General features: G+C 46.2%; 18 protein-coding genes. All 18 read right to left on the bottom strand.

What is annotated here, in order from left to right:
- Nucleotides 1-6: 6 nt before the first annotated feature.
- Nucleotides 7-636 carry an imidazole glycerol phosphate synthase subunit HisH gene (gene hisH, locus ACQ4XT_RS09530; RefSeq protein ID WP_446853488.1) on the bottom strand — a complete coding sequence of 210 codons (630 nt, stop codon included), beginning with the start codon at nucleotides 634-636 and terminating at the stop codon, nucleotides 7-9.
- A complete protein-coding gene (gene hisB / locus ACQ4XT_RS09525) occupies nucleotides 636-1,229 on the bottom strand; it encodes an imidazoleglycerol-phosphate dehydratase HisB (protein ID WP_446853487.1) in 594 nt (197 codons plus the stop codon). Before hisB ends, hisH begins: the two co-directional genes overlap by 1 nt.
- The gene (hisD, locus tag ACQ4XT_RS09520; protein WP_446853486.1) at nucleotides 1,226-2,500 is read right to left on the bottom strand and encodes a histidinol dehydrogenase; all 1,275 of its coding nucleotides are present in this window, start codon (nucleotides 2,498-2,500) and stop codon (nucleotides 1,226-1,228) included. Before hisD ends, hisB begins: the two co-directional genes overlap by 4 nt.
- Entirely contained in the window at nucleotides 2,500-3,135 is a 636-nt protein-coding gene (gene hisG, locus ACQ4XT_RS09515) for an ATP phosphoribosyltransferase (RefSeq protein ID WP_446853485.1), read from the bottom strand. Before hisG ends, hisD begins: the two co-directional genes overlap by 1 nt.
- A complete protein-coding gene (locus tag ACQ4XT_RS09510; protein WP_446853484.1) occupies nucleotides 3,128-4,297 on the bottom strand; it encodes an ATP phosphoribosyltransferase regulatory subunit in 1,170 nt (389 codons plus the stop codon). Before ACQ4XT_RS09510 ends, hisG begins: the two co-directional genes overlap by 8 nt.
- A 239-nt stretch (nucleotides 4,298-4,536) precedes the next feature.
- Nucleotides 4,537-6,198 carry an acyl-CoA dehydrogenase family protein gene (locus tag ACQ4XT_RS09505; RefSeq protein WP_446853483.1) on the bottom strand — a complete coding sequence of 554 codons (1,662 nt, stop codon included), beginning with the start codon at nucleotides 6,196-6,198 and terminating at the stop codon, nucleotides 4,537-4,539.
- A 12-nt stretch (nucleotides 6,199-6,210) separates the two neighbouring features.
- On the bottom strand, nucleotides 6,211-7,728 hold the full coding sequence (locus ACQ4XT_RS09500) for a class I adenylate-forming enzyme family protein (protein WP_446853482.1): 1,518 nt from the start codon (nucleotides 7,726-7,728) through the stop codon (nucleotides 6,211-6,213).
- Nucleotides 7,725-8,117, bottom strand: a complete 393-nt coding sequence (locus ACQ4XT_RS09495) for a MerR family transcriptional regulator (RefSeq protein WP_446853481.1) — start codon at nucleotides 8,115-8,117, stop codon at nucleotides 7,725-7,727. The genes ACQ4XT_RS09500 and ACQ4XT_RS09495 overlap by 4 nt, the downstream gene beginning before the upstream one ends.
- Before the next feature lie 372 nt (nucleotides 8,118-8,489).
- The gene (locus ACQ4XT_RS09490) at nucleotides 8,490-9,308 is read right to left on the bottom strand and encodes a hypothetical protein (protein WP_446853480.1); all 819 of its coding nucleotides are present in this window, start codon (nucleotides 9,306-9,308) and stop codon (nucleotides 8,490-8,492) included.
- Between the two features lie 111 nt (nucleotides 9,309-9,419).
- Nucleotides 9,420-11,087: a glycerol-3-phosphate dehydrogenase/oxidase gene (locus ACQ4XT_RS09485; RefSeq protein WP_446853479.1), complete on the bottom strand. Its 1,668-nt coding sequence runs from the start codon at nucleotides 11,085-11,087 to the stop codon at nucleotides 9,420-9,422.
- Nucleotides 11,088-11,319: 232 nt separating this feature from the next.
- Nucleotides 11,320-12,819: a glycerol kinase GlpK gene (gene glpK / locus ACQ4XT_RS09480; protein ID WP_446853478.1), complete on the bottom strand. Its 1,500-nt coding sequence runs from the start codon at nucleotides 12,817-12,819 to the stop codon at nucleotides 11,320-11,322.
- Nucleotides 12,816-13,634, bottom strand: a complete 819-nt coding sequence (locus ACQ4XT_RS09475) for an MIP/aquaporin family protein (RefSeq protein WP_446853477.1) — start codon at nucleotides 13,632-13,634, stop codon at nucleotides 12,816-12,818. The genes glpK and ACQ4XT_RS09475 overlap by 4 nt, the downstream gene beginning before the upstream one ends.
- A gap of 104 nt (nucleotides 13,635-13,738) precedes the next feature.
- A complete protein-coding gene (locus tag ACQ4XT_RS09470; protein ID WP_446853476.1) occupies nucleotides 13,739-14,299 on the bottom strand; it encodes a glycerol-3-phosphate responsive antiterminator in 561 nt (186 codons plus the stop codon).
- Entirely contained in the window at nucleotides 14,296-14,817 is a 522-nt protein-coding gene (locus ACQ4XT_RS09465; RefSeq protein WP_446853475.1) for an acyltransferase, read from the bottom strand. The genes ACQ4XT_RS09470 and ACQ4XT_RS09465 overlap by 4 nt, the downstream gene beginning before the upstream one ends.
- A gap of 4 nt (nucleotides 14,818-14,821) precedes the next feature.
- Nucleotides 14,822-15,460, bottom strand: coding sequence for a pyrophosphatase PpaX (gene ppaX / locus ACQ4XT_RS09460; protein ID WP_446853474.1), 639 nt, complete (start codon nucleotides 15,458-15,460; stop codon nucleotides 14,822-14,824).
- A complete protein-coding gene (locus ACQ4XT_RS09455; RefSeq protein WP_446853473.1) occupies nucleotides 15,435-16,391 on the bottom strand; it encodes a nucleoside recognition domain-containing protein in 957 nt (318 codons plus the stop codon). The genes ppaX and ACQ4XT_RS09455 overlap by 26 nt, the downstream gene beginning before the upstream one ends.
- Nucleotides 16,392-16,404: 13 nt before the next feature.
- Nucleotides 16,405-17,238 (bottom strand): prolipoprotein diacylglyceryl transferase, encoded by an 834-nt coding sequence (gene lgt / locus ACQ4XT_RS09450; RefSeq protein ID WP_446853472.1) that lies wholly within the window; start codon nucleotides 17,236-17,238, stop codon nucleotides 16,405-16,407.
- A 15-nt stretch (nucleotides 17,239-17,253) separates the two neighbouring features.
- Nucleotides 17,254-18,186 carry an HPr(Ser) kinase/phosphatase gene (gene hprK / locus ACQ4XT_RS09445; RefSeq protein ID WP_226592797.1) on the bottom strand — a complete coding sequence of 311 codons (933 nt, stop codon included), beginning with the start codon at nucleotides 18,184-18,186 and terminating at the stop codon, nucleotides 17,254-17,256.
- Nucleotides 18,187-18,192 lie beyond the last annotated feature (6 nt).

The following is an 18,192-nucleotide window of genomic DNA, read 5'->3' as shown; positions in this document are numbered from 1 at the left end:
AACTCCTCACTGTTTGCACATTACTTTACAAAAATTCTCTAATAACTGCATGCCGGCTGCTCCACTTTTTTCCGGGTGGAACTGGCTGGCTACAAGGTTTCCTTTTCCAATGATTGCTGGAACTTCCATGTGATAGTCAGAAGTCGCATAAAGGATAGAGGGATCATTCGTCTTCACGACAAAAGAGTGGACGAAATAGACGTGATCTTCGTTTACGTCTGTCATCAGAGGTTCATCCGGCTGATGAATCTCAAGCTGGTTCCATCCCATATGAGGAACTTTGTACGAACGTCCTTGTTCATCAATCCCCGGGAAGCGGGAAATGGTACCAGGGAACAACCCTAACCCGTCTGTAAGTCCACCTTCTTCACTGCTCTCGAATAATAGCTGCATCCCTAGACATATGCCATAGACCGGTGTACCTTCAGCCACTTTATCTTTTATAAAATCTATGAATCCATGTTCTTGCAGTGCTTTCATCGCATCCGGGAACGCGCCCACCCCTGGAAGGATGTAGCCATCACAGCCTCCCAATGCCTGTGGCCGGTCCCCGATTTTATAGTCCACGCCAAGTCGTTCAAGCGCTTTTGAAACACTGAATAAATTTCCCATTCCATAATCGATGATGCCTATCATTATAAACTTCCTTTCGTACTCGGAACTCCTTTGACACGTGGATCGATTTGAGTCGCTTCATCCAAAGCACGTGCAAAGGCTTTGAACATCGCCTCAATGATGTGATGGGTGTTATGCCCATGATGCAAGACGATATGTAAGTTCATCCGAGCTTCTACAGCAAGTTTCCAGAAAAATTCGTGAACATTTTCGGTATCAAAGGTACCGACACGATCTTTGGGAAGCTCAGCGCGCCACTCCAGGTGCGGACGGTCACTCAAATCTACGGCTACCGTGACAAGCGTCTCGTCCATTGGCAGAGTCATCGACCCGTAACGCTTCATGCCGTATTTATCGCCGACCGCTTCTCGTAACGCCTGTCCAAGACAAATCCCGACATCTTCCGTTAAGTGATGATCATCCACTTCCACATCGCCTCGACCGACAACCGTTAAATCAAAGAGGCCGTGTTTTGTGAACAATTCCAGCATGTGAGAAAGAAAAGGAACTTGAACGTCCAAGTCCGCTTTTCCACCTCCATCAATTCCAAGTTCAAGCTGAATATCTGTTTCTCTCGTTTTTCGTTCAATTCTAGCTGCTCTCGTTTCTGTCATTTCCATCGCTCCTTACGTGTCTCTACTGCGCGTGCGTGGGCTTCCAACCCTTCCAACCGGGCGAACCGGGCAATTTTGTCGACGTTCGTTTCAAGAGCCTGTCTGCTGTATGAAATGACGCTCGATTTTTTCACAAAGTCATCGACATTGAGAGGACTGGAAAAACGCGCCGTCCCATTCGTTGGCAGTACATGATTGGGTCCTGCAAAATAGTCCCCGACAGGCTCACTGCTGTACGGTCCTAGGAAAATCGCTCCCGCATGCTTGATTTTCCCCAGTTCCTGAAAAGGATCTTCCGTCACAATTTCCAGGTGTTCGGGTGCTATTTCATTGATGGTGTCGACCGCTTCTGCCCATGTCTCGCAAAGGACGATCATTCCATAGTCTTCCACGCTCTTTCTTGCGATATCAGCACGAGGCAGAGAATCCAGCTGTACCTGCACTTCTTTCTCCACAGCCTTCGCAAGCGTCTCACTCGTTGTCACAAGGACACTTGAAGAACGGGCATCGTGTTCCGCTTGAGAAAGGAGGTCGGCAGCGATTTCTTCGGCACGCGCGGTTTCATCAGCAAGAACGGCAATCTCACTTGGGCCGGCAATCATATCGATATCGACATCTCCAAAAACTTCACGCTTTGCAAGAGCGACAAAGACATTTCCGGGCCCTGTAATTTTATCAACGGAAGGAACCGTTTCTGTGCCATAAGCCAGAGCAGCGATCGCCTGTGCGCCGCCTACTTTGAACACATCTTCCACGCCAAGAATCTGCGCTGCAAGAAGGACACCATCTGGTACTTTTCCATCCTGTCCGGGAGGGGTCACCATCACGATCCGCTCCACGCCGGCTACTTGTGCGGGAATCACATTCATAAAGACAGAAGAAGGATAGGCAGCCGTTCCGCCCGGCACGTACACCCCTGCGGCATCAATCGGTGTGATTTTCTGTCCTAAGAGAGTGCCGTCTTCTGAGCTATCAAACCAAGATGAGCTTTTTTGCTTTTCGTGGAAAGCACGGATGTTGTCCGCAGCCTCCTGTAAGATTTGGACGAACTCCCCATCCAGAGAGGCATATGCTTGTTCGAACTCTTCTTTTGACACTTTGAATGATTCCATAGTGGCTTTGTCAAAACGCTCTGTGTACTCTTTGACCGCCTCATCACCCCGGGTCTTCACCTGCGAAATAATCTCCTGAACAGATTTTCGCTGTTCCTCTGTTCCTTGGTCGACGGAACGCTTCAATGACTTTAAGTCGGCCTTATTCATGAACTTCATCAGCGCTCCCCTTCCATCACTTCACTTAGTTTGCTAACCATTTCCTCAATCTCTGTACTCTTCAACCGGTAACTGACCGGGTTTACGATCAAACGCGAAGTAATTTCTGTAATCTTCTCATACTCGACCAGGCCGTTCTCCTTTAACGTACGGCCTGTCGACACGATATCAACGATTCGATCTGCCAACCCAATCAACGGCGCAAGCTCAATCGATCCATTCAATGGAATAATTTCAATCTGTTCGCCCTGCTCGCGGAAATAGTCAGAGGCGACTTTCGGATACTTCGTAGCGATCTTCGGCGCAATCCGGCTCAGCGGTTGATCAGGTAATCCAGCAACGGCTACATAGCAGGGGCTTATTTTTAAATCAAGCACTTCGTACACATCTCGATCCTGTTCAAGCAGGACGTCTTTGCCGGCGATCCCGATATCCGCCGCTCCATATTCTACATAAGTGACAACATCCATCGGTTTGGCCATCATGACACGAATGTTCTGTTCAGGAAACTCCAGGATTAACTTTCTAGACTCATCCATGTCCGCTTCAAGCTCATACCCCGCTCTGTTCATCAGTTCCGCCGCTTCTTCGTAAATACGGCCCTTCGGCATAGCAATGGTCAACGGCTTACTCATCACGCTCACCTCCGCCTTTGGTCAAATCAATCGTTTCTGATAATTCTGCTTTGAATGCTGCCAAGTCCGGGATTTGGTCCACATGTTGTAAAAGAACCGCCTGCCCTTCCTCACGGTAGCGTTTCGCTTCTTTCAATCCTTTTCCGTAACTATCATCGTCGACGATCACACCGATGCGACCATCATCCGATTCCTGTTCATTCAAGGCTTCTACCAGACGTTCCAGATGGACGGCAAAACCAGTCGCTGATGCACTCAGCTGGAAAGAAGGCAGTAACGTATCATAGCGCCCTCCGTTACAAAGAAGCGCACCTAGATTCGGCGCATAACCTTCGAACAAAATCCCGGTGTAATAGTCCATATGGCTGATCAAGTTCAAATCAAAGTGAATATACTTTTCCACCTCATACTGCTGCAGCAGGCGGTACAATTGCTTCAATTCATTCACAGCCTGCATGCACGCTTGATTCCGCGCAAGCGAACGACTGCTTTCAAAGATTTCTTCGCCGCCTTTCAGTGCGAGCAGCTGAAGGAGCGCATCTTTTTTATCATTTGGAACAGAGAGCTCTTTCACCGCTTCCCTGTAACCGACGTAATTTTTTCGATATAAGTAATTTAGAAGATATTCAATCGTATCCTCATCATCTCCGAGTAAATCTGTGAAAAAGGCTTTCACATAGCCAATGTGGCCAACCGTGATGACAAAATCATCGAGTCCGGTTTGTTTCAAAGATTCGACAAGCAGAGCGATAACTTCCGCATCTCCATAAGAGGAATGGTCACCAATCAATTCCGTTCCCACCTGTTCAAACTGAGCCGGCTTCCCTCCTTCGGTCTGCTGGGCACGGAATACCGGCCCTTCATAAGCGAGACGAAGCGGAAACTCAGCGTCTTTGAGCTGAGAAGCAGCCACTCTGGCGATTGGTGCGGTCATGTCCGGTCTTAATACAAGCGTGTGGCCTTGCTGGTCCAGTAGCTTGAACAATTGCTGGTCGAGCGTCGCACTTACTTTTCCTACCGTTTCGTGATATTCCATGATCGGCGTATCCATAAACGAATATCCGAACGAAAGAATCGCATTCGATAATTGCTGGCGTGCTTTTGATTTTTGATTATAAAAAAAGGGAAGCGTATCCCGCATTCCCAGTGGTTTTTCAAACATCAGGCGTTTAACCAATGGAATTCATCCTTTCCTCAAATCCTTTAGCTTGCTAATATGCTAACACGATAAAGATAGGGCGTCAATGAAGAAACTCATTAGCTTTGTTCCCCTTCTTATCATAGCAGAAACCGTTTCATAAATACGGACTTGGAGGAGAAGACGTGTTTTTTAGATTAGGGTCGCTAACTTGTTACAGCAACTATAAAAAAAAACAGACGCACAAATGTGCGCCCGTTTGGTCAGGTTAAAGCTTTATACAAGTGGAGGATTTCATCAGCGTAACGAAGAGCCAGTGGTTCTGCACTCGGTGCCTCTGTCTGCATCTGTTGGTGGATGAACAGTTTGCCAACCTTTTCAAACCTTGCCCCTTTTTCTATCATCTCAAGAGCAATGACGGCTTCAAAAAGCACGGCCATTTTTTCAGCCAGAGATTTGCTGTAATAGGTTTGCACGTCAGCCTCCTGTTTTAAAACTTCGTCTACATAAGGAATGAAATTCTGGAGCGTCTCTTTCACGAGTGTGAACTCTTTCCCTTTATTGTGAACTTTGTCCAAACGCTCTTGAATATGTTGGACAAACAACTCATGCCCTTGATATTTGTTGAAAAGTTTCAGGACTTCAAGGCCGAGAATGTTTGCTGTCCCCTCCCATACCGTCAACACTTGAGCATCACGCAAGAGACGGGGTGTAACAAAGTCTTCAATATAACCATTTCCTCCATGCATTTCGATCGCTTCATGTGTGAAATCGACGGCCTGTTCGGCTGTTTCCTTTTTCATTATCGCTATCCGGATGCGGTTGAGGATATGTTCTTCTATCCTCGTTTCTTCCGGCATACGCGCGACATTATCAAACGCTTGGATCAAGTCGAAAACTGCTCTCGTTTCCACTTCCTGCTTCACTGTCATGGAAACGAGCGTATCTTTCACCATCGGATATTCGATCAACGAGTGGCCGAACGCATTTCTTTTTTCAGCGTAATCCCGGGCTTCTGTTAAAGAACGACGCATAATTCCAATAGAAGCGACCGCATTACAAACACGGGAAAGATTCAAGGCTTCCATCATGTAATAGAACCCTCGTTCCGCTTCTCCCACCAAATAGGCTACTGCCCCGGTAAATTCGACCTCAGCCGATGGAACAGCACGAACGCCGAGTTTATCTTTCAGGCGGCGGATTTGAATACCATTCAAGGACCCGTCCTCGTTCCTCCAGGGAATGAGAAACAAGCTAAGACCTCTCGTCCCTGGTGGTGCGCCTTCTGTACGGGCAAGAACCATCGCCACGCCACAAGCGCCTGCATTACTGGCAAAATACTTTTCACCATGGATTCTGTAATGGTCGCCTTCTTTAATGGCTTTCACTTCATTGGCGCCCACATCTGAACCGCCCTGTCGCTCCGTTAGAAAAGTCGCGCCTTCATACAGTTCCACATCTCCCGTCGATAACACATGCGGCAAATATTTTTCTTTCAATGGTTCATCTGCATAATGGTCGATCAAATAGGCAGTGGCCATCGTCAACGTCACCGGGCAGTAAAAACCAGGCTCTGCCTGTGAGAGAAGATAGCCTTGCGCATACGAATACAAGTAGTCGCCTTTTTGTCCAAGCTCAGGGATGTCCTTATGAAGATAACCGACGATTCCTTCGCCATACGTTTCTTTTATTGTTTTTTTATACCCTTCGTTTAACCATACCTCTGATATGTCATGACCCATCTTGTCGTATTTGATCAACTTTGGCTGACCCTCACGATCGGTGTGAACCGCCCGTTCATCGATCTCCTCAGCACACTTCTCACCGAAGAATCGGAGTCGATCATCTGCCCATTGGAAAAAAGGCTCGTCCCACGCCTCTTTCAGAAGATCCTGGAGATTCTCATCTCTTTCGTAAAAATTCATTTTACTCCCCCCCTAGACTTGACGCGCCTGTTCACGCAAACGATGCTTCAGCAATTTCCCCGTCGCGTTCCTTGGGAGATCTTCCATTTCCTCATAGAGCTTCGGGATCTTATAATCCGCCAGGTGCTCCTGCAAAAAGCGGCGGCATTCGTTTTCCATATCTTTCATTTGCCCGGTTTGAACGATATGCGCTTTGACGGTTTCGCCCCAATCTGGATGCGGAACGCCTACGACAGCTACATCTTCAATATGTGGGTGCTGGAGCAAAAGTTCCTCTACTTCACGGGGATAAATGTTCACACCACCCGATATGATCAAATCCTTTTTCCGGTCTATGACCCACAGGTAGCCGTCTTCATCCTTCTCGCCCATATCTCCAGTAAGCAGCCATCCATCACGGAAGGTGGCAGCGGTTTTTTCTTCATCTTTATAGTAGCCTTTCATAATCCCTTCACCTTTAAGAGCAATTTCTCCTACTTGACCGTTTCCTATCTCCTGCCCATTTTCATCAACAATACGAACTTCACAATGAAGCGCCGCACGCTTTCCTACACTGCCGGCTTTTTCATCATGCTCCTGTGGAAGCAGCAGTGTCCCGCTTGGACCTGCTTCCGTCAGACCATATAAACAGCAGAGGCTGTCCGTTTCAAACTGCTCTCGCACAAACTGGACTTCCTTTTTAGACAGAGGTGCCCCTCCGTAGGTCCAATATTTCACCCAGCTCAAATCCGTTTCTTTTACTTTTGGATGCTTAGCGGTCATTAAATAAGCGACAGGTGCTCCGAAAAAGTGTGACGCCCGTTCAGTCGAAGCAAGTTCTAATAATAAATCGGGAGTGAAAGTAGGAGCAATGATGTGGGTAGCACCGACGAACGTGCCCCCTGCTAAGAAGAGGTGCAATGGTGCGGAATGACTGAATGGCATCATATGAAGCATACGGCTGGATGGTTTCATTTCCAGTTCCACAGCCATCATCGAAGAGACCGTCAAAATGTTTTTGTGAGTAAAGACAACCCCTTTTGGCTGCCCGGTGGTCCCTGATGTATATAAAATCGAAGCTTCTTCATCTTCATGCGCATCGTTGACCATTTCAAGCGGTTCTTCTTTTGAAAGGATGTCTGAAAACGAGTGCCAGGCTCCGTCGACATCTCCGGTTTTTATAAAGGTACCCACCCTCTCATCAGCAAGCCCTTTCACCTGATCGATGAGCAGGTCATGGGTGAGCAAAGCGACAGCATCACTATGATCATATAAATAAGTAATTTCATTCAATACCAGCCGGGCATTAATTGGAACAACAATGGCCCCGAGCCGGTGAATGGCAAAGTAACTGATGACGAACTCTTTTGTGTTCGGCATATGGATGATCACCTTATCTCCAGCCTGAACCCCTAACCTCATCAAACCTCTGGCAAGCTGATTCACCTGACTGTTCCACTCCTGATAAGTCAGCCGTTCTTCGGGTGTAACAATCCCTTCTTTTCCTGGATATTTGCGAGACTGATAAGCTAATAACTCAGAAAGATTCATACAGGATCTCCTCTCCGTTCCTTTAATTCTTCCTCGAATTTGTCGAGCCACTGACCCATTTCCGCTTTTAACTGTTCCAATTCCCGGATCCGGTCGTCCACCTCCTGCATTTTTCCTCTGCCATAAGCAAGCGTCCGTTCAAGCTGACGGACGCCTGAGGGGTCCTGGTCGAAAAGATGGATCATTTCTTTGATTTCATCAAGCTGGAAGCCATACTTTTTCCCACGAAAAACAAGCCCGAGACGTGTAAGATCCTTCGGAGAAAAAGAGCGGTGCCCACCTGAGCTGCGGGAAGGTCTGATCAGTCCCAATTCTTCATAGTATCGGATGGTCCGCTGAGTCACATCGAATTTTTCAGCCACTTCTTGTATGGATAAACGTCCTGTCATTCGATCCCCTCTCATTAAATGAAAATTCTAACAATTTCACTATACCATTAACGTTAACGTAAAGTTCAACTATAAAAATATGGAAATTCCCAATAGAAAAAGCACCTTCCTCAGAAGGTGCTTTCATAAAATATAGCTCCCGTTTGTGGAAGACTCAGTTTCGAGATGTTCGTGTGATTCTAGGGGCTCCGGGAAACGGTTCGCTTTCCATGGGGCGGGCGGTGAGCCTCCTCAGGCTACGCCTTCCAGGGTCTCACCTGTCCCACACGTCCCATAGGAGTCTCACAGTTTCCCGCAGCCCCCATCCACTCAATAAAAGGATCGAAACTGAATCTTCCACAAACCTGTCATATTCTTTAATAAGGCAAGTGACTATCTTTCTTTGGATTGGAGGAGGAATAGGAAAGCTAAGAGAGAGGCGGGGATGTTGTCGCGGATGTTCCATTCGACTAAGTAGCCGGGCATTTTTTCGAAACGCTCAGCCGCTTCACGAGGAATGGCCCCCCTTTTAATGACTGCCCATACCTTTCCTTCATGGTCCTTGATTTTGAAATGTCCGATGAAATCGTCGCCTTCTGCACTCCAGCGGCATTGGTCCGCTTCTATATATCGGGTGATGCGCTGCCCTGTCGTTTTATTTTTCGTTTGCTTCGTATAAGCGACGTAAGATCCTTCTATGTGCTGAATATATCCTCTCCACTGAAAGCCGCCCTTCTTTTCAATCTGATAGAGTGATTGACCACGCTTATTTTTAAAAGTGTACACCGCTGGTCTGAACTGGTCGTAGGAAAACAGAGCTGTAAACATGGCTAGCACTTTATGTTTCCACTGGATATTTTCTTGAATTTCTCCGTAACTTTCACCGTCCATATCAAATATTCCTGCTTGGAAGGTTTTAAGCGCTTTTTGCCCCATGTACATCCGTGCTGGTACTCTTTCTATTGAATCCTTTGTGAGGTCCGGTTCAAAATCCAAAACGGTTTTGGTTTTTTGAAGATCGGCGTAACCTCCTTTTATAAGCCCAGCTCCTGTGATGGCAAAAATTGCTGCGTAAACGACAGAAATAATAAAACTGCTGGGATTTAATGTGACCATCCCAAGGATAAAAACGATAGATATGAATGAGAGAAGTGTTCCGGTCCATAATTGTCTTCGCGCATCTTGATAAATCATGTTCTGAACAAGCGACATCTTAAATCCTCCTAAAAAAAGAAGCTATACCATAAGTACGAATGAGAACGATGAAAGTTTCAAGAATATGTAAGAAAAAGACTCCTCCGTAAAGGGAGAAGTCTTTTTGATTTATACGTATTCAATTGGTGTGACAGCTTCTTCTAAAAGTTGATCGAGCTGTTCTGTGTACTCTTGTTTTTGCTGCTCACTATAATTGAGGGCTTTCGCCATATAATTGATGACAGATGTTTTATGATCACGTACCCACTGAATGTTGAAGAATAGAGCGGCGGTTCGGCGTACAAAGAAATCCACAGGTTTGTACGTCATTTCTTCTTCCAGGGCATATACGAGCTGAGCAAAAACGACTGGATCCACCCCTTCTTGTGCGGCTTCTTCTTTACGATCCTTGAAGTTGTTGAACACTTTGTCGACATTTGAACCGTACAGCTGAATCAATTTGTCGGCATCTTCTTTCGTTATTCCTAGAGATTCACCGATTTGAATCCGCTCTTCTTTGTATTTCTTGAAGCCTTTGGAACCTCCAACATCCCCACCGGAAATTGGCATGGTTTTCGTTTCGGAGTCAGAATAACGAATGCCATACTCTTCCATCAACTGATCACGAACGAGGTCAACGGCCGTTTGTGCCATTTTGCGATATCCAGTAAGTTTTCCACCAGCCATGGAGATCAGGCCGGAGTCTGAAACAAAGATTTCATCTTTACGAGAAATCTCAGATGGATCTTTCCCTTCTTCATGGATAAGGGGACGCAGTCCTGCCCAACTTGATTCTACATCGTCAGCGGTGACATCGACCGTTGGGAACATCGTCTTCATCGCGTCCAGAATATAATCACGATCGTCTTCTGTCATTGTCGGATGAGCAATTTCCTGATCATAGGTCGTATCGGTCGTACCCACATAAGTTTTGCCATCACGTGGGATAGCGAATATCATGCGACCGTCCGGGCTGTCGAAATAAATCGCTTGTCTTAAAGGAAAGACGGATTGATCGAAGACAAGGTGGACGCCTTTCGTCAACTGCAGCGTTTTCCCTTTTTTAGAACCGTCGATTTCACGCAATTCATCAACCCACGGTCCACCTGCGTTGATGATTTTTTTCGCTTTGACATGATACTGTTCCCCTGAAACGGTATCTTCCACTTTCGCGCCAACCATGGAGCCATTGTCATCATAAATGAAATCCACGACCCTCGCGTAGTTGGTTGAACATGCTCCATATTCTACGGCTTTCTTCATCACTTCTAGCGTTAGACGCGCGTCATCTGTTTTGTATTCTACATAATACCCTGCGCCTTTCAAGCCTTCTTTTTTCACTAGCGGTTCACGTTCTAGGGCTTCCTCTGCGCTCATCATCGTTCGACGCTCCGCTTTTTTCACTCCTGCAAGGTAGTCATATACACGAAGACCGACATTTGTAGAGAACGGCCCGAAATTTCCGCCTTCATGGAATGGGAGCAACATCCATTCCGGTGTCGTTACGTGGGGACCATTTTCATAAACGATTTCTCGCTCTTTCCCTACTTCAGCGACCATTTTCACTTCGAACTGTTTCAAATATCTTAATCCGCCGTGCACCAATTTTGTGGAACGGCTGGACGTACCTGCTGCATAATCCTGCATTTCCACAACCGCTGTTTTCATGCCACGGCTCGCAGCATCGAGAGCGATTCCAGAACCTGTGATTCCACCGCCTATGACGAGGACATCCCACTCTTCCTGAGTTAAACGGTTGAACTGATTTTGTCTTTCGTAACTAGAAAATGTTTGCATGCTATCTCTCCTTCTTCCGTTGTCTTCTAATTCATGGTCTGATACGGGTATTCCCTTTTCCAGCAAAGAATATGTGTGGGATTACTTATTGAGTGCTCATTCTTGTCATAAAAAAAGAGACCACGAAAACTCTTATGCGGATCGCATAAAGCTTCGTGGTCTCTCCGTATCTCCGACCGTTGTCATTAACTTGTACTACTATTATATCAGAGAGGGAGATGTTTTCAAGGAATTATTCTTCTTGCTTGAACACCCTTGTTGCTTCCACAGCTTTTTGCCAGCCTTTGTATAGTTTCTTACTTTTCTCCTCATTCATACTAGGCTCAAACTCTCTTTCCACTTTCCATTGGTTTGCGATTTCTTTTCGATCTTCCCAGAAACCTACAGCAAGACCGGCTAGATAAGCCGCACCAAGAGCCGTTGTTTCATTGACCTCTGGACGCTCAACGGTCACATCGAGCAAGTCACTTTGGAACTGCATCAAGAGGTTGTTTTTGACGGCACCTCCATCGACTCGAAGTTTTTTCACTTCGATGCCGGAATCTTCGACCATCGCATCCACCACATCTTTCGTCTGGTATGCAAGGGATTCAAGCGTTGCGCGTACGAAGTGAGCTTTAGTCGTTCCACGCGTCAGACCAAAGACAGCTCCACGAGCTTCGCTATCCCAATAAGGCGTGCCAAGACCAACGAATGCAGGAACAACGTAAACGCCGTCCGTCGACTTCACCTGTCCAGCGATTTCCTCACTCTGCGGAGAAGATTCAACCATATTCAAACCGTCACGCAGCCATTGAATGGCTGAACCTGATACGAAAATGCTTCCTTCCAGAGCGTATTCGACTTTTCCATCAATACCCCAGGCAAGTGTTGTCAACAGACCATTCTCGGATTTGACTGCTTCTTCGCCGGTATTCAATAACATGAAACCACCAGTTCCGTATGTGTTTTTACCCATTCCTTTTTCAAAACAAGCTTGTCCGAAAAGAGCGGCCTGCTGATCTCCGGCGATTCCGGCGATTGGGACTTCTTTTCCGAAAAAGTGATAATCTACCGTATTTGCATAAACTTCAGAGGAAGGCTTCACCTCTGGCAGCATGCTTTTCGGTACATCTAAGATATCAAGCAGTTCATCATCCCACTTCAGGTCATGGATGTTATACATCAATGTCCGGGAAGCGTTGGAATAGTCGGTTACATGTGTTTTCTGGCCGGAAAGCTTGTAGACGAGCCACGTATCAATCGTTCCGAACATGAGGTCGCCGTTTTCTGCTTTTTCTTTTGCCCCGTCCACATTGTCTAAAATCCATTTCACCTTAGTTCCTGCAAAGTATGGGTCAAGCAGGAGACCTGTTTTATCTCTGAATGTATCTTCCAACCCTTGCTCTTTCAATTCATTACAGATGCTTTGTGTTTGACGGGACTGCCATACGATCGCTTTATAGATCGGTTTGCCCGTGTTTTTGTCCCAAACGACAGTGGTTTCACGTTGGTTCGTAATTCCAATGCCTGCGACCTGACTCGCTTCAATATCTGATTTTCTTAGAACATCCGCAATACATGCAAGAACAGATGTCCAAATTTCGTTAGCGTCATGTTCTACCCAGCCCGGCTTAGGAAAATGCTGCTCGAATTCTTTTTGAGCGGTTTCTACGATCTGTCCTTCATAATTGAACAAAATCGCTCGTGAACTTGTTGTACCCTGATCGATTGATAAAATGTACTGCTTCATGATTCCACTCCTTTTTCAGATTGATGCACTTTTTTCAGCTCCACACGCATGGAGGAAAGTAAAATAAGTAAAATGATAATGGTGCCGCCCCAGAACCAGCCGTTCGCATTGGCTTGGAATATGGCCTGATAAAACAACCCGCCATATACACCACCGATGATCGGACCGAGAACAGGGATCCAGGAGTATCCCCAATCCGATCCTCCTTTTCCTGGAATCGGTAAGAGAGCATGAGCCAGTCGAGGACCCAAATCACGGGCTGGGTTGATTGCATACCCTGTTGTGGCACCGAGCGACATCCCGATTGCTACAATCAGCAAACCAACAATGAGAGGGTTCAACCCTTGTGTAAAATCGTTAGCGCCGATAAACAAAATCCCCATGACTAATACAAATGTTCCAATGATCTCACTTACAAGGTTTGAAATCGGGCTGCGGATGGCAGGGTCTGTACAAAAAATCGACTTGATCGCCAATTGATCTTCTGTATCCTTCCAATGAGGAAGGTAGTGAAAGAAGACGATGACAGCTCCCAGAAATGCTCCGGCCATCTGCGCGGTAATATACATAGGGACTTTGCTCCAGGGAAAATCCCCCACCGTTGCAAGTCCTAGTGTAACGGCAGGATTGATATGAGCCCCTGTCACTCTCCCAACGGCGTAAACACCCATGGCTACAGCAAGTCCCCAGGCAATGGTAATCAACACCCAGTTCCCTTCTGCTTTTGTTGCTTTTAAATTTGCACCTGCGATAACGCCTCCCCCGAAAATGATGAGGATCATGGTGCCAATCAGCTCACCCATGAATTCAGTCATGATGTGATCTCCTTTCTGTGTACCACGATTGACGTACAAAAAACCACACAACATTAGTATGATCTAATCATTGTGTGGATCGTCAGCCTCTTCACGGAAGGTGTTTATGTATTCTCGCTGTTAAAACGCCATAATTCGGAACGTGAAGTAGAGACTGCAGAAGCACCTGAGGCCAGCGCTTGATCCACTTCTTCCTTTGAACGAATCAAGCCTCCCGCAATGACAGGAATGCCGATGTGCTCCTTGATCTCTTTTATCATTCCCGGTAAAACCCCTGGTAAAACTTCAACAAAGTCAGGCTCTGTTTTACGGATGATCTTCACATTATGTTCAATCGCCTGGCTGTCAATTAAAAACAACCGCTGCACAGAAACTAGGTGATACTTTTTGGCTTGCTGAATGACATGAGCTCTCGTGGAAATGACACCATCCGGCTTCACTTCCTGCCCTATGTATTCCATCCCATAATCATCCGCTTTCAAACCTTGAATCAAGTCTACATGGACAAAAACTTTTTTGCCAGCTTTTTGTCCAATTTTGACAAGTTTCCTTAAAAGACCTAACCGGCTCTCCAAGAGGATGATGTATTCCGTCTCACTCTCTAACAAAGCTTCAAATTCTTTGATTTTTTTCACTGCAGGCAGAACCGACTGAGTCAAAGTCATTCTTCTCCCCCGTTCTTTCTCCGTTCTTCCATCTGCGCTTTCGTATAAATGAGCTGCATCGGGTTTCCTCCCACGAAGGCTCCTGCAGGAACATCTTTGTGCACAAGCGTACCAGCAGAAACAACGGCACGGTCACCAATCGTAACCCCTGGAAGAATCGTCGTGTTCGCACCAATCAAAACTTCATTCCCAATCACAACATTCCCTAAACGGTACTCTTCAATCAAATATTCATGAGCGAGAATCGTTGTATTATATCCAATGACCGAATTCCGCCCGACCTTGATTTTTTCGGGAAACATGATATCTACCATCACCATCAAGGCAAAAGCTGTTTGATCTCCGACCTTCATATGGAGAAAAGTCCGGTACAACCAATTCTTCATTGAAAGAAAAGGGGTGTACCGGGCCATTTGAATCACAATGAAGTTTTTGACCACTTTGAAAAACGGGACCGTCTTATAAATGTGCCAAAGCGAATTGGCTCCTTTGACCGGATAGCGTTCCGTTTTCCTCATACAGTCATCCTCCTGTAATTTTTAATAGGTCACGCATATTATCAAGCATGTAGTCAGGGTTCAAGTCGTCGAGTACTTTTCTTCCTTTAACCGTCCAGGCAACCCCGGCCGTTTTCGTTCCAGCATTCTGCCCTGCTTCAATATCATGCGTGTTGTCTCCGACCATCATCGCTTCCGAAGCTTGCGAATCCAATTGGTTCAAAGCCTTTACAATCGGCTCCGGGTGCGGCTTCGCATTTGTGACATCATCCAGAGTGACGACTGTTTCAAATAGTCCATCCAAATTCGTCAGTTCAAGCCCCATGTGAACGGTGTTCCGCATCTTGGTCGTTACAATGCCCAATTTATAACCTTGGCCCTTCAGCGTTTCAATCGTTTCTACCACGCCTTCATAGGCTTTTACGTAGCGGTTATGATTTTCAATGTTATGTTTACGGTAAGTTTCAACCATTTCTTCAACTTTGTCAGGGTTCACCTTGTGCAGGCTTTCCCTTAAAGGGGGCCCGATAAAGTCGAGGATCTCTTCACGCTCATAGGTGCGATCAGAATATTGTTCAATCGTATGCGTAAAGGAAGCGATGATCAATTCGTTTGTATCGATCAACGTTCCATCTAAATCAAAGAGAATGGTACGTATGCTCATTGGAAGGATCCTTTCTTTTCTGTTGTAGTCTGTTCCAAACGAAGCCGACAGCTGCCGTTAACACAATGGCGGTTAATAGACGGATCAAGAGCAGGGGCCAAACGGGAATACCGAGCGGGATGAAGATCAGTGTATCCTCAACGACCGCGTGACAGGACACGAGAAATAGAATGGCTAGATACATATCTTTCCTTGAAACGCCATCCTCTTCCACGGCCTGAATCATCAAGCCTGCACCATAAGCGAGCCCGATCGTCAACCCGGCAACAAGGGTCATGGATGTGTTGCGTTCCATTCCAAGTAACCTTGTTGCAGGAGCGACCCAGCCTGAAAAACGGTCAAGCCATCCTTTTTCACGTAGATACTGCATGAAAATCATTAAAGGGATGACAATCAAGGCAAGCTGCACGATGCCCATAAATGCGGTCTGCACTCCCTGAAAAATGATTTCTGCCCATCCATTCGGATCAGCTGAATTCTCAGGGGCAAAGCCATATTTAGCTGTTTCGCCTCCGCCTTTCCAAAAAACATTGATAAGCGCAGCTGAAACCAATGCGAGACTTAATCGAACCCCGGCTACAAACCACCAGCTCACGCCTACCCTTTTAGCCACGGTCGATTCAATCAGTAAATTATGGGAAAAGGAAAGCATCACGGCAAGAATGAACACTTCTTTTACCGTGAAATCGAAAGAAATGATGGCCGCAATCCCTGCATAAAGGTTCAAAAAGTTACCAATAACAAGAGGAACAGCCGCTTCACCGGATAGTCCGATCCACCCCATCAAAGGTTCCAGCTTCTCCATAACCCAGGGAAGAACCGGTGTGTATTGAAGGATCGTAACAATTAACGTTACAGGAAAAATGACTTTCCCGAGCGTCCACGTCAACTCCAATCCTTTTTTACTCCCTCTTTTTAGAATCCCCTTCATGCTACCTGCTCCCTTATTTTACTTTCTTTCCGTTATAATATTTATTTGCCATGCCATTCTTTCTGCGGTAAATGATCGCTATAACCGCTCCAATGACAAGCACGATCGATATAAATTGCGCCGTACGAATCTCACCAAATAGATAAAGGCTGTCTGTCCTCATTCCTTCTACAAAGAAACGGCCGACAGAATACCAAATGACATAGCTTAAGAACACTTCTCCTCGGCGAGGGTTAAACTTATGACGCAACACCAAAAGCAAAATAAATCCGATGATGTTCCACACCGATTCATATAAGAAGGTCGGGTGATAAACCGTACCATCAATGCACATTTGCTGATTGATGAACCCAGGCAAATACTGCATAAAGTTATTATAAAAAGATTCGGATACCGGACCGCCGTGGGCTTCCTGGTTCATAAAGTTTCCCCAGCGTCCAACCGCCTGACCAAGAATAATACTCGGCGCAGCGATATCTGCCATCATCCAAAAGGACAAACCTTTAATTTTCGTATAAATATAGGCGGTCAGCACTGAGCCAATCAATGCACCGTGAATGGCGATTCCGCCTTCCCACACGGCAAAAACTTTCCACCATGGTCCACCAGCATAACGATCCCATTCAAAAATGACATAATAAATCCTGGCACACACGATGGCTGCCGGAATCGCAAATACGACGATATCGACCATGTAGTCTTTTTTCAAACCGAGACGTTCGGTCTCTCGCGTTGCAATCCATAATCCTAAAAAAGCTCCTGTGGCAATAATCAATCCATACCAGTAAATGGAAAGCGGACCTAATTGGAGGAAGACCGGATTCAACGGTTCAGGTGTACACATCATTAGCGATCTCCTCCTTTACTCCTGCGTTTGATCTTGATCAATGACTTTCGTCAAACGCTCTGAAAACTCTTCAGCCGCATTGACGCCCATGCGCTTCAAACGGAAGTTCATAGCAGCAACTTCTATAATAACGGCAAGGTTACGACCAGGACGAACAGGAATCGTGGCTTTCGGAACTTGAACATCCATGATCTTCATCGTTTCTTCTTCTAAACCAAGACGGTCGTATGCTTTGTTCTTATCCCACAATTCAAGGTTGATGACGAGCGTGATCCGTTTATAGCTTCGAACAGCTCCCGCACCGAACAATGTCATCACATTGATAATGCCTAGTCCACGAATTTCCAGAAGGTGCTCAATCAGTGGCGGGCTGTTTCCGATTAATGTGTCATAATCCTCCTGTCGAATTTCAACACTATCATCAGCCACAAGACGGTGACCGCGCTTGACTAGTTCCAAAGCGGTCTCACTTTTACCAACACCACTTTGACCAGTGATCAACACACCGATACCGTAAATGTCGACTAGTACACCATGAATGGCCGTAAACGGAGCAAACTTGGATTCCAGATAATTCGTCAGGCGACTAATCACTCTTGTCGTCTTATATGGGGACAACATCAGTGGAACGCCCGCCTCATTCGCGGCTTCACTAAGCTCATCAGGAATATCCATTCCCCGGGTAATAACGATTCCAGGTGTCACATCTGTACAAAGTTTTTCTGCCCGCTCTCTCCTCTGATCTTTTGTCAGTTCATTAAAGTAAGAGAGTTCTGTCTTGCCGAGCAGCTGCAGACGATCTTTCGGATAAAATTTGAAATACCCTGTCATTTCTACTCCAGGACGAGAAATATCACTCATATGTATTTCACGGTGGACGCCGTCAGCACCGGCAACGAGTTCAAGCGCAAATTGTTCTAACAAATCTTGTGTACGGACCTTGCTCATTTGTCC

This window comes from Halobacillus sp. 12SKB, assembly GCF_052941655.1.
The sequence above is the reverse complement of the archived record's forward strand: the minus strand, read 5'-3'. Positions and strand labels throughout refer to the sequence as shown.

Bases quoted from the DNA above. Each gene is read 5' to 3' on its own strand.
- hisB (WP_446853487.1), bottom strand. From the start codon at position 1,229: ATGACAGAAACGAGAGCAGCTAGAATTGAACGAAAAACGAGAGAAACA.
- hisD (WP_446853486.1), bottom strand. From the start codon at position 2,500: ATGAAGTTCATGAATAAGGCCGACTTAAAGTCATTGAAGCGTTCCGTC.
- ACQ4XT_RS09455 (WP_446853473.1), bottom strand. From the start codon at position 16,391: ATGAAGGGGATTCTAAAAAGAGGGAGTAAAAAAGGATTGGAGTTGACG.
- ACQ4XT_RS09500 (WP_446853482.1), bottom strand. From the start codon at position 7,728: ATGAATCTTTCTGAGTTATTAGCTTATCAGTCTCGCAAATATCCAGGA.
- ACQ4XT_RS09465 (WP_446853475.1), bottom strand. From the start codon at position 14,817: ATGAGGAAAACGGAACGCTATCCGGTCAAAGGAGCCAATTCGCTTTGG.
- hisG (WP_446853485.1), bottom strand. From the start codon at position 3,135: ATGAGTAAGCCGTTGACCATTGCTATGCCGAAGGGCCGTATTTACGAA.
- hisH (WP_446853488.1), bottom strand. From the start codon at position 636: ATGATAGGCATCATCGATTATGGAATGGGAAATTTATTCAGTGTTTCA.
- ppaX (WP_446853474.1), bottom strand. From the start codon at position 15,460: ATGAGCATACGTACCATTCTCTTTGATTTAGATGGAACGTTGATCGAT.
- ACQ4XT_RS09490 (WP_446853480.1), bottom strand. From the start codon at position 9,308: ATGTCGCTTGTTCAGAACATGATTTATCAAGATGCGCGAAGACAATTA.
- ACQ4XT_RS09470 (WP_446853476.1), bottom strand. From the start codon at position 14,299: ATGACTTTGACTCAGTCGGTTCTGCCTGCAGTGAAAAAAATCAAAGAA.
- ACQ4XT_RS09485 (WP_446853479.1), bottom strand. From the start codon at position 11,087: ATGCAAACATTTTCTAGTTACGAAAGACAAAATCAGTTCAACCGTTTA.
- ACQ4XT_RS09510 (WP_446853484.1), bottom strand. From the start codon at position 4,297: ATGTTTGAAAAACCACTGGGAATGCGGGATACGCTTCCCTTTTTTTAT.
- lgt (WP_446853472.1), bottom strand. From the start codon at position 17,238: ATGATGTGTACACCTGAACCGTTGAATCCGGTCTTCCTCCAATTAGGT.
- glpK (WP_446853478.1), bottom strand. From the start codon at position 12,819: ATGAAGCAGTACATTTTATCAATCGATCAGGGTACAACAAGTTCACGA.
- ACQ4XT_RS09495 (WP_446853481.1), bottom strand. From the start codon at position 8,117: ATGACAGGACGTTTATCCATACAAGAAGTGGCTGAAAAATTCGATGTG.
- hprK (WP_226592797.1), bottom strand. From the start codon at position 18,186: ATGAGCAAGGTCCGTACACAAGATTTGTTAGAACAATTTGCGCTTGAA.
- ACQ4XT_RS09475 (WP_446853477.1), bottom strand. From the start codon at position 13,634: ATGACTGAATTCATGGGTGAGCTGATTGGCACCATGATCCTCATCATT.
- ACQ4XT_RS09505 (WP_446853483.1), bottom strand. From the start codon at position 6,198: ATGAATTTTTACGAAAGAGATGAGAATCTCCAGGATCTTCTGAAAGAG.